The sequence below is a fragment of the Limnohabitans sp. 2KL-51 genome, from assembly GCF_003063645.1.
Classification (GTDB): domain Bacteria; phylum Pseudomonadota; class Gammaproteobacteria; order Burkholderiales; family Burkholderiaceae_C; genus Limnohabitans_A.
On sequence record NZ_NESJ01000021.1, the window covers coordinates 16,998 to 31,557 of the forward strand.

The following is a 14,560-nucleotide window of genomic DNA, read 5'->3' on the forward strand; positions in this document are numbered from 1 at the left end:
AAATGGGGGGATAACAAAGATTCGAAACCTGAGGGTCCAAAATCCGAAACTGAATGTGACTATAGACAGCCGCCCCCCACAAATCAATCGAAATTTCACTTATCGATGTGATTTGTTCCATTTTTCGGGTTTTCCACTATGATGCAGCGATGCCACTTGCCTCCGTCCCCCTGCCCGCATCGGCCCCCACTGAGATCAATGGGGACACGCCCACCTTGCGCCTGTTTGCCTTGCTGGAGGTGATCGCCAGCAAAAGCAGCTATTTTTCGCTGCAAAACCTGGCCGACGAAACCGGCCTGCCCAAAGCCACCTTGCACCGCATGCTGCAGCAACTCGAAAGCGCGCATTTGCTGGAGCGCACCGCCGACGCCCGTCTTTACGGCACAGGCAACCGGCTGCGCAAACTGGCAGAAAACCTGCTCATCAACGACACCGCGCACGGCGCACGCCACGCCGTGCTGCGCCATCTGGTCAACGAAGTGGGCGAGAGTTGCAACCTGACGGCCCTGAGCGGCAGCGAGGTGATTTACCTGGACCGGGTGGAGACCTCGGCCCCCTTGCGCTTTTACCTGCACCCGGGCTCGAGGGTGCCCGTGCATTGCTCGGCCAGCGGCAAGGTGTTTTTGTCGCAAATGAGCCCCGCCCAGCGCCTGCGCCTGCTGGCCCATGCGCCGCTGGACGCCTACACACCCAAAACCCTGACCGACATGGCTGCGCTGGAGCAAGAGGTCAAGCAGGTCAAGCGCCAGGGCTTTGCGCTGGACAACGAAGAATTTTTGCCCGGCCTGATGTGCGTGGCGGTGCTGGTGCCCTCGGCGCAGGGCGCATCCAACCTGTGTGTGGCGGTGCAGGCCCCGGTGCTGCGCCTGACGCCCGAGCGCTGCCTGCAACTCTTGCCCGCCCTGCAGCGCGCAGCCCAAGCCATCAGCGCCATTGAAACCGAGGCCATGCCATGAACATCCCTCCTGATATGCACCACGAGCAGCACCGCCTGGACGTGCGCAACGTCTTTGGCATCGACAGCCCTCTCAAAGTCAGCGCCTTTCGCGAACGCTCCGAGCATGTGCCCGACATCGACCCGGATTACCGCTTCAACCGCGAAGTCACGCTGGCCCTGCTGGCCGGTTTTGAACACAACCGCCGGGTCATGCTGCAAGGCCTGCACGGCACGGGCAAGTCCACCCACATTGAACAAGTGGCCGCCCGGCTGAACTGGCCCTGCGTGCGCATCAACCTGGACGGGCACCTGAGCCGCCTCGATTTGGTGGGGCGCGATGCGGTGGTCTTGCGCGACGGCCAGCAGGTGACCGAGTTCCAGCCGGGCATCGTGCCCTGGGCGCTGCAACGGCCGGTGGCGCTGATTTTTGACGAGTACGACGCAGGGCGTCCCGAGATCATGTTCGTGATCCAGCGCCTGCTGGAGCGAGACGGGCAATTCACCCTGCTCGACCAGAACCAGGTGCTCAAACCGCACCCGCAGTTTCGCCTGTTTGCCACCAGCAACACCGTGGGTCTGGGCAACCTCAATGGTCTGTACCACGGCGCACAGCAGCTCAACCAGGCGCAGATGGACCGCTGGAACATTGTGGCCACGCTGAACCACCTGCCGCCCGAGCAAGAGATGGCCATCGTGCGCGCCCGCGTGCCCAGCATGCGCGACGAGGCCCGCCAGGCACAGCTGCAAGCCATGGTGCAGTTTGCCAACCTCACGCGTCAGGGCTTCAAGGTGGGCGATCTGTCCACCCTCATGTCGCCGCGCAGCCTGATCAGCTGGGCCGAAAACCTGGACATTTTTGGTGACCTGCAAGTGGCGCTGCACCTGAGCTTCATCAACAAGGGCGACGAGTCCGAGCGCCCGGTGCTGGGGGAATACTTTCAGCGCTGCTTTGACCAGGAACTGGGCACGCCATGAGCGAGCCGGGTTTGGCGGCTGTGCTTGGCGCGGGCGCGGGCGCGGGTGCAGACCATGTCGGCCCGAGCGAACAAGCCCTGCTGCGCCAGCAACACGCGCTAGACGATTTGTGTGCGGCCAGCGCCCGCGCCCTGAGCGCGGAGCCCCAGCTGCACTACCGCCAACGCCGCCTGTACCGCAACAATCTGCGCCTGCCCGACTTTGCTCCCCACCTGCACCCGGTGCATGGCCAGGACGACTGGCGCTCGTTTCGCGCCGCCAGCGATGGCGCGGCGCTGCGTCTGCGCCATTCCGATGCAGCGCTTCACAGAGCGCTGTGCGAGCGCCAAACATTGATGCCACTGGAGCGCTTGATCGTGGAAATGCTGGAGCAAATCCGCGTCGAGTCGCAGGCCAGCGCACTGGGCCTGCCCGGTGCAGCGCACAACTTGCGCCACCGTTTCGAGGTCTGGGCCGTGGCGCTGGGCCAGTCGGACCTGGCCGAAACCGTGCAAGGCCTCACGCTGCTGACGGTGGCCCTGATCTGCCGCGCAAGGGTGATGGGCGAGGCCGTGCCCGAGGCACTGATGGACCTGATCGAGTCCACCCGCTTTGCCTTGTCCGAAGTCATTGGCCACGATGTGCGCGGCCTGCGCCTGACGCGCCACGACCAGGCCCTTTATGGCGAGCACGCCCTGAACATTGCCCGCAACGTCGCCCAGCACACGGTGGCAGGCCAGGCGCAGCCCCCGGCCACCCGCATCAACCCGTTACAACCCAGCCGCGAGCGGCTGTCGCTGTGGATCGACTTTGAAGGCGGCGAGGACAAGGACGAGGCCATCGCAGCACCAGGCCGCAGCCTGAGCCCGGACGAGGTGTTGCGCGGTTACACCGTCTTCACCACCGCCTATGACCGCACGGTGCAGGCGGCGGATTTGGTGCGTGCGGCCGAGCGGCAAGCCCTGCGCCTGCAGCTGGACGAACGCATTGCCCAGCAAGGCGTGGCCTTGCAGCCGCTGGTGCGCCAGCTCAAGGCGCTGCTGAGCCCGCCGCGCTGGCAGGACCTGGAGAACGGCCAAGACGAAGGTCGCATCGACGGCAGCCGCCTGTCGCAGCTGGTGGCCAACCCTTTGCAGCGGCAGCTGTTTGTGCGCGAACGCCAACGCCCAGTGCCCGATGCGGCGGTGTGCTTTTTGATCGACTGCTCGGGCAGCATGAAGTCGCAGCGCGAGCCGATTGCCTTGCTGGTGGACGTGATGAGCCGGGCGCTGGACCTGGCGGGCGTGCCCTGCGAGGTGTTGGGTTTTACCACCGGTGCCTGGAGCGGTGGCCGCGCCCTGCGCGACTGGCGTCGCGCCGGTCAGCCGCCCGCACCGGGCCGCCTGAACGAGCGCTGCCACATCATTTTTAAGCCCGCCGAAAAAGCCTGGCGCTTGGCCCGGCGCGACATCGCGGCCCTGCTCAAACCCGATCTGTACCGCGAATGCCTGGACGGCGAAGCCCTACTGTGGGCCGAGCAACGTTTGCTGGCGCAAAGCGCCTCTCGCCGCATCTTGCTGGTCATCTCGGACGGCTGCCCCAGCGACAGTGCCTCGGCTCAAACCAACGACCCCTTGTATCTGGAGCAACACCTGCTGGCCGTGACCGAACGCATCGAACGCAGCGGCCGCGTTGAGTTGACCGCTCTAGGCGTGGGTCTGGACATGAGCGGCTTTTACCGCCACAGCGACATGCTGGACCTGGCCGACCTGCAAGGCCAGCGGGTGTTCACTCAAATTCTGGGGGCATTGCGCCCACGACGAAGATGAACATGGGGTCCCTATTCTCGTTGCCAGAAAACGCCAACGCCATCAGCCTGCTGCTGAGCAGCGGGGTGGTGCTGTTTGCCGGTTTTGTGCGGGGGCTGACAGGCTTTGGCTTTTCGGCCCTGTGCGTGAGCTGCCTGTCGGTGTTCTTGCCGCCTGCACAGGTGGTGCCCGCGCTGTTTGTGCTCGAAATTCTGGCCAGCCTCAGCCTGCTCAAAACCTGCTGGCCCGATGTGCATTGGTCCTGGCTGCGCGCGCTGATTCTGGGCAATGTGGTGTTCATTCCGCTGGGTGTGCTAACCCAGCAAAGCCTGCCCGCCGACACCCTGCGCCTGCTGATTGCGGGGATCATCGGGGTGATCGCCCTGGCGCAGCTGCAGGGCCTGCGGCCCCAAGGCCCGCCCGGCAAAGCCCTGCAATGGGGCACCAGCATGGTCAGTGGCTGGCTCAATGGGCTGGCGGCCATTGGCGGCATTGCGGTGGCCATGGTGTTCAACCAGACCCGCCTGGCCCCGGCGGTGATGCGCGCCAGCCTGGTGGTGTTGTTCCTGTTCACCGATCTGTTCGCCCTGCTGTGTCTGTTCGGCATGAGCAGCCTTGGCATCGTGCCTGCGAGCATGCAGGACATCACCGGCCCCACCGCGTTTTGGTCCGCCGCCTGGCTGCCCGCCATGCTGCTGGGCATCTGGCTGGGGCATAGGCAAAGTGACAGGATATCGCCCGAACGTTTTCGGCGGGGGGTGCAAATTCTGTTGGTGCTGATCGCCTTGCTGATGGGCCTGCGGGTGGTGACTGCCTGATCCACCGGCGTGCGGTGCACGCCCATCGCACCCGCCATGGCGGTGTTCAGCGCTCACCTCAAGATTCAATGCTTGCAGCTTGTGGCATTTGCTGAGCCACAAATGAACGGAATACCGACATCACCGGCAACTCGGTGCGCCCGGCCAATGTGATCAGTGCCAGACGCGCACCCCCCAGAAACGGCGGGTCCATGTCCAAAGCGACCAGCGACCCATCGGCCAAGCCCTGGCGCGCCGCACCCACGATCCCCAGATAAATCGCATCGGTTTGACTGACCACGTCCATCAAACTGGCGATCTCCTCGCACTGCAAGGTGGTCAGCTGCGCCGGGTTCGCCCGGGGGCCATAGTGGTTCACCAGCAAGCGGGCCACCTCTTGCGACAAAGGTGTGGAGGCCAAGGGGTAATCCAGCAGCGCTTCAAACGGCACCGGCCCGGGGTGACGCTGCAAGATCGGGTGGCCTTGGCGGCACACAAAACCGGCGGGCATCTCGACCACATGCGTCATGTTCAGGTCGGGCGCAACCGCCACCCGGCGCACATCGACCACCAGCGCATCCAGTTCGCGCTCACGCAACTGCACCAGTTGCAGTTCGGTCGGGCCGCGCGACACGCTCACCTGCACCGTTGGATGGTGTTCGGCCATGTAACGCAGCCAAGGGGTCATCAGCATGGCACCGGGGCCCGAGCCCAGACCCACCCGCAAACTGCCCAAGCCGCCTTGCTGCAGCAAGGCAGCGCCTTGTTTGAGCTCTTGGGCCTCGTGCACGATGCGCCGCGCCCGCTCCAACACGGAGCGGCCCAGGGGTGTGAGCTCGTTTTTTTTGCCCACACGGTCGACCAAGAGACCACCCAGGTCTTCCTCCAGCGCCTGAATGCTTCGGCTCAGAGCGGACTGGGTGATGTGCAGTTTTTCTGCCGCACGGCTGAAGGAGCCGGTATCGGCCAGCGCCAGCCAGTGTTCAAGGTGTCTGAGGTTCATGCATTCATTTTACGAATGATTATCAGGAAAATAAGTCATTGGACACATTGATCTGTCATTTCTACGATTTGGACATGGTCATTTCAACCATGCATCAACCCAAGCTTCAGGAGACACCATGAACTTCAAAACCCTCATCACCAGCCTGGCCGTGGCCGCCAGCGCTTTCGGCCCTGCCCTGGCGCAAACCTATCCCGCCAAAACCATCAACCTGATCGTGCCCTACCCGGCCGGCGGCCCTTCCGACTTTTTTGCGCGCAAAGTGCAACCCGATGCCGCAGCCAAACTGGGCCAGACCATGATCATCGACAACATCGGTGGTGCCGGTGGTGCGATCGGCATGGCCAAGCTGGTCAACGCACCGGCCGACGGCTACACCTTGAGCCTGGGCAGCCCCATGGAGCTTGTGCTGGCCCCCATGGCGATTCAGGGCGTCAAGTACAAATCTGAAGATTTCAAACTGGTCGCGCAATTTGCCACCACCACGACCATCTTGGCCGTGCGCAACTCGCTCAACGTGAAGACCGTGGACGATCTGCTGGCACTGGCCCACAAGAACACCAACAAGCCCCTGAGCTATGGCAGTGTGGGTCCGGGCTCGTTGTACCACCTGGTGGGCGAGAAGTTCTCGCAGTTGACCAAGGTGGAGATGCTGCATGTGCCCTACAAAGGCATTGCGCCCCTGCTCACCGACTTGATGGGTGGCCAGATCGACATGGCCTTCCTGCCCATGGCCGGCTCCATTCCGCAGACCCTCATCGACGGCAAAATTCAGGGCTTGGCCGTGACCGCCAAGACCCCGCACGCGCTGTTCAAGCAATTCCCGGCCATGGCCGCCATGAAAGGGCTGGAACCCATGGAATTTGACATCTGGGCCGGTGTGCAGGTGCACAAAAACACCCCGGACGCCGTGGTCAACACGCTGAACAAGGCCTTCTATGCGGCCGTTGAAGTGCCTGAAACACGCAAAGCCCTGGAAGCCAGCGGCAACGTGGTCCTGCCTTCGCGCACGCCCGCCGAGCTGGCCCGCATTTACCTTGGCGACATCGAGCGCTACCGCTCCATTGCCAAATCGATTAATCTGCAGGCTCAATAAGCCACTTTCCAAATGAGGTCCTGCCATGAACGCCCCCAGCGAAGCTTTTCTGCACGACAAACTGCACGCCCTTGATGCCCTAGCGGATGAATTCATTGCGGTGCGCCGCGACATTCACAAGCACCCCGAGATGGGCTACAAGGAGTACCGCACCAGCGACCTGGTGGCCGAGCAATTGAGCGCCTGGGGCTACCAAGTGACACGCGGTCTGGGCGGCACCGGTCTGGTCGGTCAAATCAAAAAGGGCTCGGGCAACCGCGCCATTGGTATTCGCGCCGACATGGACGCCCTGCCGATTGACGAGGCCACCGGCCTGGCTTATGCCAGCTGCAACGTGGGCATCATGCACGCCTGCGGCCATGACGGGCACACCGCCATGCTGTTGGCGGCGGCCAAACACATCGCGCAAAAAGGTGTGTTCTCGGGCACTGTCAATCTGATTTTTCAGCCCGCAGAGGAAGGCTTGGGCGGGGCCAAAAAGATGATGGAAGACGGTCTGTTCAAGCAGTTTCCGTGCGATGCCATCTTTGCCATGCACAACATGCCCACCCACCCGCAAGGCCACCTGGTCTTGCGCGACGGCTCGGCCATGGCGTCCTCTGACAACGTCACCATCACCTTGCACGGCAAAGGTGGGCACGGCGCCATGCCGCATGTGGCCGCTGACCCTGTTGTGGCGGGCTCGGCCATCGTCATGGGCTTGCAAAGCATCGTGGCCCGCAACATCGACCCGCAACAAATGGCCATCATCACGGTCGGCGCGTTCAATGCAGGCGTGGCCAACAACGTGATCCCGCAGACCGCAACGCTGCGCTTGAGCGTGCGCTCGCTGGACCGCGATGTTCGCATCCTGCTGGAGAAACGCATCACCGAGCTGGTTCACGCCCAAGCCCAGAGCTATGGGGTCAGCGCCGACATCGACTACCAACGCGGTTACCCCGTGCTGGTGAACCACTTGGCCGAGACCGACTTCGCCCGCGATGTGGCCGAAGAACTGGTGGGGGCTGACAAGGTGGTGCGCCAAGGTCGCGCCCTGACGGGCAGCGAAGACTTTGCCTTCATGCTCGAAGAGGTGCCAGGCAGTTACTTGCTCATCGGCAATGGCGATGGCACGGGCGACGGCCACGGCGCCTGCATGGTGCACAACCCCGGCTACGACTTCAACGACCAGAACGTGGCCGTGGGTTCGGCCTATTGGTCCTTGCTGGTGGAGCGCTTTTTGCCTGCCTAGGGGTGAGCACCCCCGGTCGGGCCGTGGAGCCCGGCCTACAGATCTGAATTGATCTGGCCTCACGGGCCATGACCTTCTTGAGTTGCTCTGCCAAGCAGTGCCTTTTTCTGGGTAGGAGCCCACCCCTGTGGGCGATGGTTTTAAAGGGCATGTGTCGAGCCCAACACGGACGGTGTGGGCTCTTACACAAAGCCTATTGCATAAGGCTGGATGGTCCCCATACCCAGTCGGCGTCACAGCCAAGACGGGTCTGAGACAATCGGGGCTGAATATGTCTGACCTCATCCAAACCGTTTTGATTTACGCCCTGCCGGTGATATTTGCGATCACCTTGCACGAGGCCGCCCACGGCTATGCCGCGCTGCGTCTGGGCGACAACACCGCGTCCATGCTGGGGCGCGTCACGCTCAACCCTTTTCCGCACATTGACCCGCTGGGCACCATCTTGTTGCCCCTGCTGCTGTACTTCAGCACCAGTGGCGCTTTTTTGTTCGGATACGCCAAACCCGTGCCGGTACGCTTTGACCAGTTGCGCCACCCCAAACGCGACATGGTCTGGGTGGCACTGGCCGGGCCGGGTGCCAACCTGGTACAGGCATTGATCTGGGGCGTGTTGTTTTATGTGCTGACAGGCAACGGCATCAACGAACGGTTTTTCATCGAGATGTGCAAAGCCGGCATCCTCACCAATGTGGTTATGTTTGCCTTCAACCTTTTTCCGCTGCCACCACTCGACGGCGGGCGCATCCTGGTGGGCGTGCTGCCCTGGCGCCAGGCGGTGCTGGTGTCCCGTGTTGAGCCTTGGGGCTTTTTCATCGTGATGGCGCTGGTCCTCACCGGTCTCATCAGTGCCTGGTGGATGCAGCCCCTGATGGGCCTGACCTTTGACTTTCTGAAACTCATCCTCAGCCCGCTGGCCACTTTGTTGCGCTGACTTCGGTTGCGCTGATTTACTTTTTTTGGCTTATGTTCTTGACCCTATGACTTCCCCCTCCCGCACCCGCGTCCTTACCGGCATCACCACCACCGGCACCCCCCACCTGGGCAACTACGTGGGTGCGATTCGCCCCACTGTGCAAGCCAGCCGCGACCTGAGCACCGATGGTTTTTACTTCCTGGCCGACTACCATGCCCTCATCAAGTGCGACGAGCCCGGCCGCATCCAGCGCTCCACCCTGGAGATCGCAGCCAGCTGGATCGCCTCAGGCCTGGACCCAGACAAAGTCACCTTCTACCGCCAGTCGGACATTCCTGAAATTCCCGAACTCACTTGGCTGCTGACCTGCGTCACAGGCAAAGGTGTGCTCAACCGCGCCCACGCCTACAAAGCAGCGGTAGACAAGAACAACGCCGCGGGCCACGACCCGGACAGCGACGTGACGGCGGGCTTGTTCATGTACCCGGTGCTGATGGGGGCGGATATATTGATGTTCAAGGCGCACAAAGTGCCCGTGGGCCGTGACCAGATCCAGCACATCGAGATGGCGCGCGACATGGCGTCCAGCTTCAACCATTTGTATGGCGAGCATTTCGTGCTGCCGGAGGCCGTGATCGAAGAATCGGTGGCCCTGCTGCCGGGGCTGGACGGCCGCAAGATGAGCAAGAGCTACGACAACACCATCCCGCTGTTTGCGCCCGCTGCGCAAATGCGCAAACAAATCGCAGGCATCGTCACCGATTCCAAAGCACCGGGCGAGCCCAAGGCCACTGAAGGCTCGGCGCTGTTCCAGATTTACCAGGCCTTTGCCAATGCCAACGAGACCGCCGCCATGGTTCGTGCCTATGCCGAGGGCATCGGCTGGGGGGATGCCAAGCAAATGCTGTTCGAGCGCATCGACCGAGAAATCGCGCCCAAGCGCGAGCACTACCAAAGCCTGATCGACAACCCCGCGCAAATGGACAAAATTTTGCTGGCGGGGGCTGACAAAGCCCGCCAATTGGCCACGCCCTTCATGCGCGAATTGCGCCATGCCGTGGGCCTGCGGGCCTTGTCATCGGGCAGTACTGCTGCAGCGGCCAAAGAAGCCAAAACATCCCTGCCCAGCTTCAAGCAATACCGTGAAAAAGACGGTCAGTTCTATTTCAAGCTGGTGGATGCAAAAGGTCAGGTCTTGCTGCAAAGCCTGGGATTTGCCTCGCCTAAGGAAGCTGGACAAACCATCGCCCGTTTGAATTCAGAAGGGCCGGACGCACTGGCCGACCTGAAGCCCATTCTTGAATTCGACCCCCAAACTGCGAGTTCTTTGAGCGAAGTTTTGATGTTGTTGAAAGCCCACACCATGGCCAACCAAAAATGATTTTGCTGTTTTCAACAAAAAAGATGGCAAAATTATCGTCAAACTGATATTCTTGTACTTTAAGTTTAGCGCGGAGATTAAAATATGACCGTTTATGTCATTGACGACCACCCCCTGATGCGTGATGCATTGACCATGTTGCTGCATCGTGTCAAACCAGGCCTGAAAATCATCCCAATTCACAAGTTGAATGTTGTGGAATCTACGGTTGAAAAAAACGGTCCCCCAGAACTGTTTTGCCTTGATCTTCAACTGCCAGACACCCTGGGCATGTCCGGCGTGCAGGTGCTCAAAGCCAAGTTCCCTGACATCCCTTTGGTGGTTGTCACCAGCTCCAGCGCCAGCGAATACGAAGCGCGTTGCCTCGAGGCAGGCGCCGATGCCTTCATCGAAAAATCCAACAGCCCTGCTCTGATCATTGCTGCTTTGCGCAGTCTTCTGGTGAGCGAAGAGCAAGCAGCGATTGAAGATGCCGCTACGCCCGCCGGCCCGACCAAACTGTCCAAACGCCAAAAGCAGCTGATCCTGATGCTGGACCAAGGTCTGTCCAACCGCGACATCGCAGACAAACTGGAGATCAGTGAGCACACCGTGAAGGTGCACTTCTGGCGCTTGTTCCGCCGCTTGGGCGTCAACAGCCGCACACAAGCGCTGCACTTTGCCCGCACCAACGGCTGGCTGGGTATTTGATTCGACAGCATGCCTGTCGTCTCGATCACCTTGCTGCCGGGCTACGCACCGGACACACAGCACCGCATGGTCAACCGCGTGGCCCAGGCCGTGCGGTCCGTGATCGACACACCGGAGGCGGGCACCACAGTCTTTGTCAACGAGGTCAGCACCTATCGCCGTGACGGCAAGGTGTTCAGCGGTGGCCGTGCCGCGCACCCGGTGGCTTCAGAGGTGGTGCAGTCTTTTTTGCAAGCCCTGCAAGAACGCGACCTTCAAAAAGCCCAAAGTTTTTTGCACACCAACTTTGGCATGTGTTTCCCAGGCGGGGTGAAGATGCACACCTTGCCCGAGATGATCAACTGGGCGAAACAGCGTTACAGCGCCATCCACAAGAACTACGAGCAATTTGAAGAGAGTTGGCAAGGCGATGTCACCGTGGTGTTTTGCCACGGCACCTTGCAGGGCACCTGGCTCCATGGTGCGCCTTTTGAAGGCATCCGTTTCATCGACCGGATGGAAGTGCGCGATGGCCTGATCACACGCCAAGATGTATGGAACGACTTGGCAGAACACCGCCAAGCCTGAGCCCACACTCAATCCTTCTTTTTGTTTTTGTCTTTGTCCCGATTGATGATGTCGGGCGTAACGGCATCGACGACATTGACCACCGTCTTGACCCCGTAAATCACTGTCGACGCGGCGACATCCGCAATGGCCAACACCGTACAGCCTTGCATCAAAGGCATGGCCAAAAAGGCAGCGATCAGGATACGGGCTCTCATCATTTTTTGCATGTCGAATTCAAATAGGTTGCGCGTGAGCGGTTTCACCATCGCACGATGGCGCGGTTGCCTCTCAGAAAAAACCACAGGGGATGTCGTTCGGGTCCATTCGGCGCCAGAAAATTCTTCGCTACAAACTGTCTCCATCAAGGCTGGAAACACAGTTCTGAACCTGGGTGTTCTGTACATCATTCTAAAGGTCGATCCTTTTGAACCGAGTGCCCTTACCCTCCATCTGCCGACATCGGCTTACATGGTGAGTTGTCGGCACTCAATCCAAAGAAAAAAATGAGTTCTGGCGATGGCTTGCAGGGCGTGCTCCACGCCCATCGCCCACAGGGGTGAGCTCTCACAAAAAAGCCATTCTTTTGGTATTTTTCAAGGCTTCATCGGGCCGAGTCAATAGCACCGGCTAAGTGCCTGCTGCCACCAAGACGCGCGAGCACTTGGGCACCAGGCTAGTTACTTGTATTTTTCAAGTATCGGCCTCAACCCTATACTGAGAGCATGAACCAAGCCAGCCACGCACAACTTGAGCCAGGGATGCGCATCGGCGGCTCACTGGTCTTCGATTTGCAACTGTCTTGGCGCGGCCTGCGCATCAACACGATGTGTCATGCGCTGTCCACAGCGCAAGGGCGCGAGTCCTTCAAGTCTGACGAAGAAGCTTTCATGCAGCGCTTTGCTTTGACAGAGGCCGAGCGAGTGCTGGTGCGTGCGCGCGACTTTTCAGGCCTGCTAGAGGCTGGCGGAAATATTTACTACCTGATCAAGCTCGGCGCAGTGACAGGGCATGGCCTTTACCGCATGGGGGCCAGTATGCGCGGTGAGACCTACGAAGCGTTTTTGGCAACCCGCAACGTCCCGGGGAGCGTCTGATGGCACGCATCGTCGCCGGCATCGGCACCTCACATGTGCCATCCATTGGGGGCGCTTACGACCGCGGTCAAACTGAAACACCAGCGTGGAAGCCTTTGTTCGACGCTTATATCCCCGTGCGTCAATGGCTGAAAGCATTGCAACCGGATGTGTGCATCATGGTCTACAACGACCATGGCGCCGATTTCTTCTTCGACCGTTACCCCACGTTCGCTGTGGGTTGTGCTGACCATTACGCCATTGCTGACGAAGGCTTTGGCACGCGGGCACTTCCGACGATCCGTGGGGATGTGGCGTTCTCTCAGCACCTTTGTCAGTCTTTGGTGTACGACGAGTTCGACCTGACCATCTGCCAGCAAATGGCCGTCGAGCATGGTTTTTTGGTACCCATGCATTTGTGCTTTGATCCCTCAGACACGGGCTGGCCTGTGGCTTCGGTGCCGATCGCAGTCAATGTGCTGCAACACCCCTTGCCCACAGCGCGCCGTTGCTGGCGACTGGGACAAGCCATCCGACGTGCCGTTGACAGCTACCCCGCAGACATCAAGGTCGCCATCATTGGCACAGGCGGGATGTCGCATCAACTGAGCGGCCCCCACTTCGGCCAGATGCATGCGGACAACGATCAGGATTTCCTGGACCGGATTGAACAGGACCCCGAAAGCCTGACCCACATCACACACCAAGAGTTAATGAATCGCTTTGGTGTGGAAGGGATCGAGCTCATCATGTGGCTGGTCATGCGCGGCGCCCTGTCCCCTACGGCTCGCAAAATTCATCGCCATTACTATGCGCCTATGACGACCGGCATGGGGATGATCACCCTTGAGGAACAAAAGTGATACGGACACAAGTTGGCATCATTGGCGCTGGCCCTGCGGGGCTGATGCTTTCTCACTTGCTGCATCTGGAGGGCATCGAGTCGGTCATCATTGAACGCTCGCAAAAAGACCATGTGCGCGCCCGTCTTCGCGCCGGGGTGCTCGAGCAGGGTACTGTGGAGATGATGCGCGAGGTCGGCCTGGGCGAACGCATGGACCGACTCGCGCTTGAACAACACGCGCTGGATTTTCGCTTCAACAACCGCTCTCACAGGCTGGACTTTCACGAGGCATCAGGCGGTAAAAGCGCCTGGGTCTATCCACAGCACGAAGTGGTGGCCGATTTGATGCGAGTCCGCGAAGAGGCAGGTGCCCAGATTTTCTATGACGCACCCGTGACGCATATCGAAGGCCTGGAAGGCAGCCGACCCGTCATCCATTTCGAGTCCGAAGGCCAACCACTCGAATTGTCATGCGATTTCGTGGTCGGATGCGACGGCTTTCGGGGCATCAGCCGCAGCGCCATCCCTGACGACAAGCAGCGGCTTTATGACCGTGTTTACCCCTTTGGATGGCTGGGCATTTTGGCTGACGCCCCCCCGGCCATCCAAGACATCACCTGGGGTTGCCATCCCGATGGTTTCGCCATGATGAGCATCCGCACGCCCGAGGTCACCCGCTTGTATTTGCAGTGCGAACCTGACGACAGCCCCGACAACTGGTCAGACGATCGCATCTGGGCGGCATTGCACAAGCGGCTCGATGTCGATGGGCAGCCCCCCATCAACGAAGGTCGCATCACGCAAAAAGCCGTCACCGCCATGCGCAGCTTCATCTGCGAACCCATGCGCTTTGGCCGCCTGTTCCTCGCTGGCGATGCTGCCCACATCGTTCCGCCCACAGGCGCCAAGGGTTTGAATGCTGCGATGGCGGACATCAAGGTGCTGGGACGCTCGCTGGTGGAACACTACAAACGCCAAGATCAGCGCTGGCTAGACCGCTACGCCGACACTTGCCTCGAACGCATGTGGTTGGTCCAGCGGTTCTCGGCAGGCCTTTGCACGATGGTCCACCAATTTCCGGGGCAAAGCGCCTTCGAACGCGGGATGCAACTGGCAGATCTGAACTACATGACCGGTACTCGGGAGGGGCGTGCAGAGTTCGCGCACAACTTCACGGGTCTGCCCGTTCTCGCCTGACGGGTTTCACCCGCGGGGTCTGCATGCACTGCCAGCTTTGCGCGCCATACTGGCCTGGCACTTGGTGCAGTACCTGGTCAGGAGTCCAAAGCCAAAGCCCCGCAT

At 60.6% G+C, this 14,560-nt stretch carries 15 protein-coding genes; 13 read left to right on the forward strand and 2 right to left on the reverse strand.

Annotated features, from left to right (window positions below):
• Window positions 1–149 precede the first annotated feature (149 nt).
• From B9Z49_RS18325 to B9Z49_RS18340, 4 genes are read left to right on the forward strand one after another with little or no spacing between them, the layout of a single operon-like run.
• Entirely contained in the window at window positions 150–956 is an 807-nt protein-coding gene (locus tag B9Z49_RS18325; RefSeq protein ID WP_108354885.1) for an IclR family transcriptional regulator, read from the forward strand.
• Window positions 953–1,912 carry an AAA family ATPase gene (locus B9Z49_RS18330; RefSeq protein WP_199225105.1) on the forward strand — a complete coding sequence of 320 codons (960 nt, stop codon included), beginning with the start codon at window positions 953–955 and terminating at the stop codon, window positions 1,910–1,912. Before B9Z49_RS18325 ends, B9Z49_RS18330 begins: the two co-directional genes overlap by 4 nt.
• Window positions 1,909–3,699 (forward strand): cobalt chelatase, encoded by a 1,791-nt coding sequence (locus tag B9Z49_RS18335; protein WP_108354887.1) that lies wholly within the window; start codon window positions 1,909–1,911, stop codon window positions 3,697–3,699. Before B9Z49_RS18330 ends, B9Z49_RS18335 begins: the two co-directional genes overlap by 4 nt.
• Window positions 3,700–3,701: 2 nt before the next feature.
• Entirely contained in the window at window positions 3,702–4,496 is a 795-nt protein-coding gene (locus B9Z49_RS18340) for a sulfite exporter TauE/SafE family protein (RefSeq protein ID WP_158273533.1), read from the forward strand.
• A 58-nt stretch (window positions 4,497–4,554) separates the two neighbouring features.
• On the opposite strand, the gene B9Z49_RS18345 is transcribed toward B9Z49_RS18340, so the two are convergent.
• On the reverse strand, window positions 4,555–5,478 hold the full coding sequence (locus B9Z49_RS18345; protein WP_108354889.1) for a LysR family transcriptional regulator: 924 nt from the start codon (window positions 5,476–5,478) through the stop codon (window positions 4,555–4,557).
• A gap of 118 nt (window positions 5,479–5,596) precedes the next feature.
• On the opposite strand from B9Z49_RS18345, the gene B9Z49_RS18350 reads away from it, so the two are divergent.
• From B9Z49_RS18350 to B9Z49_RS18375, 6 genes are all read left to right on the forward strand, one after another.
• Complete coding sequence (locus tag B9Z49_RS18350; protein ID WP_108354890.1) at window positions 5,597–6,574, forward strand: tripartite tricarboxylate transporter substrate binding protein; 978 nt, start codon at window positions 5,597–5,599, stop codon at window positions 6,572–6,574.
• 25 nt (window positions 6,575–6,599) lie between these two features.
• Window positions 6,600–7,805 carry a M20 aminoacylase family protein gene (locus B9Z49_RS18355; protein WP_108354891.1) on the forward strand — a complete coding sequence of 402 codons (1,206 nt, stop codon included), beginning with the start codon at window positions 6,600–6,602 and terminating at the stop codon, window positions 7,803–7,805.
• A gap of 271 nt (window positions 7,806–8,076) precedes the next feature.
• A complete protein-coding gene (locus tag B9Z49_RS18360; RefSeq protein WP_369913780.1) occupies window positions 8,077–8,739 on the forward strand; it encodes a site-2 protease family protein in 663 nt (220 codons plus the stop codon).
• A 46-nt stretch (window positions 8,740–8,785) separates the two neighbouring features.
• Window positions 8,786–10,102 carry a tryptophan--tRNA ligase gene (locus B9Z49_RS18365; protein WP_108354892.1) on the forward strand — a complete coding sequence of 439 codons (1,317 nt, stop codon included), beginning with the start codon at window positions 8,786–8,788 and terminating at the stop codon, window positions 10,100–10,102.
• Window positions 10,103–10,186: 84 nt separating this feature from the next.
• A complete protein-coding gene (locus B9Z49_RS18370; RefSeq protein ID WP_108354893.1) occupies window positions 10,187–10,792 on the forward strand; it encodes a response regulator transcription factor in 606 nt (201 codons plus the stop codon).
• 9 nt (window positions 10,793–10,801) lie between these two features.
• Window positions 10,802–11,359 carry a tautomerase gene (locus B9Z49_RS18375; protein ID WP_108354894.1) on the forward strand — a complete coding sequence of 186 codons (558 nt, stop codon included), beginning with the start codon at window positions 10,802–10,804 and terminating at the stop codon, window positions 11,357–11,359.
• Between the two features lie 8 nt (window positions 11,360–11,367).
• Here B9Z49_RS18375 and B9Z49_RS22080 read toward each other — a convergent pair whose 3' ends face one another.
• The gene (locus B9Z49_RS22080; protein WP_199225106.1) at window positions 11,368–11,718 is read right to left on the reverse strand and encodes a hypothetical protein; all 351 of its coding nucleotides are present in this window, start codon (window positions 11,716–11,718) and stop codon (window positions 11,368–11,370) included.
• A 345-nt stretch (window positions 11,719–12,063) separates the two neighbouring features.
• Between B9Z49_RS22080 and B9Z49_RS18385 the strand changes: the two genes are divergently transcribed.
• The 3 genes from B9Z49_RS18385 to B9Z49_RS18395 are packed head-to-tail and all read left to right on the forward strand — an operon-like array spanning window position 12,064 to window position 14,455.
• Window positions 12,064–12,435 carry a hypothetical protein gene (locus B9Z49_RS18385; RefSeq protein WP_199225107.1) on the forward strand — a complete coding sequence of 124 codons (372 nt, stop codon included), beginning with the start codon at window positions 12,064–12,066 and terminating at the stop codon, window positions 12,433–12,435.
• A complete protein-coding gene (locus B9Z49_RS18390; protein WP_108354895.1) occupies window positions 12,435–13,277 on the forward strand; it encodes a class III extradiol dioxygenase family protein in 843 nt (280 codons plus the stop codon). The genes B9Z49_RS18385 and B9Z49_RS18390 overlap by 1 nt, the downstream gene beginning before the upstream one ends.
• Window positions 13,274–14,455 (forward strand): 4-hydroxybenzoate 3-monooxygenase, encoded by a 1,182-nt coding sequence (locus tag B9Z49_RS18395; RefSeq protein WP_233254706.1) that lies wholly within the window; start codon window positions 13,274–13,276, stop codon window positions 14,453–14,455. Before B9Z49_RS18390 ends, B9Z49_RS18395 begins: the two co-directional genes overlap by 4 nt.
• The last annotated feature ends 105 nt before the right edge of the window (window positions 14,456–14,560 follow it).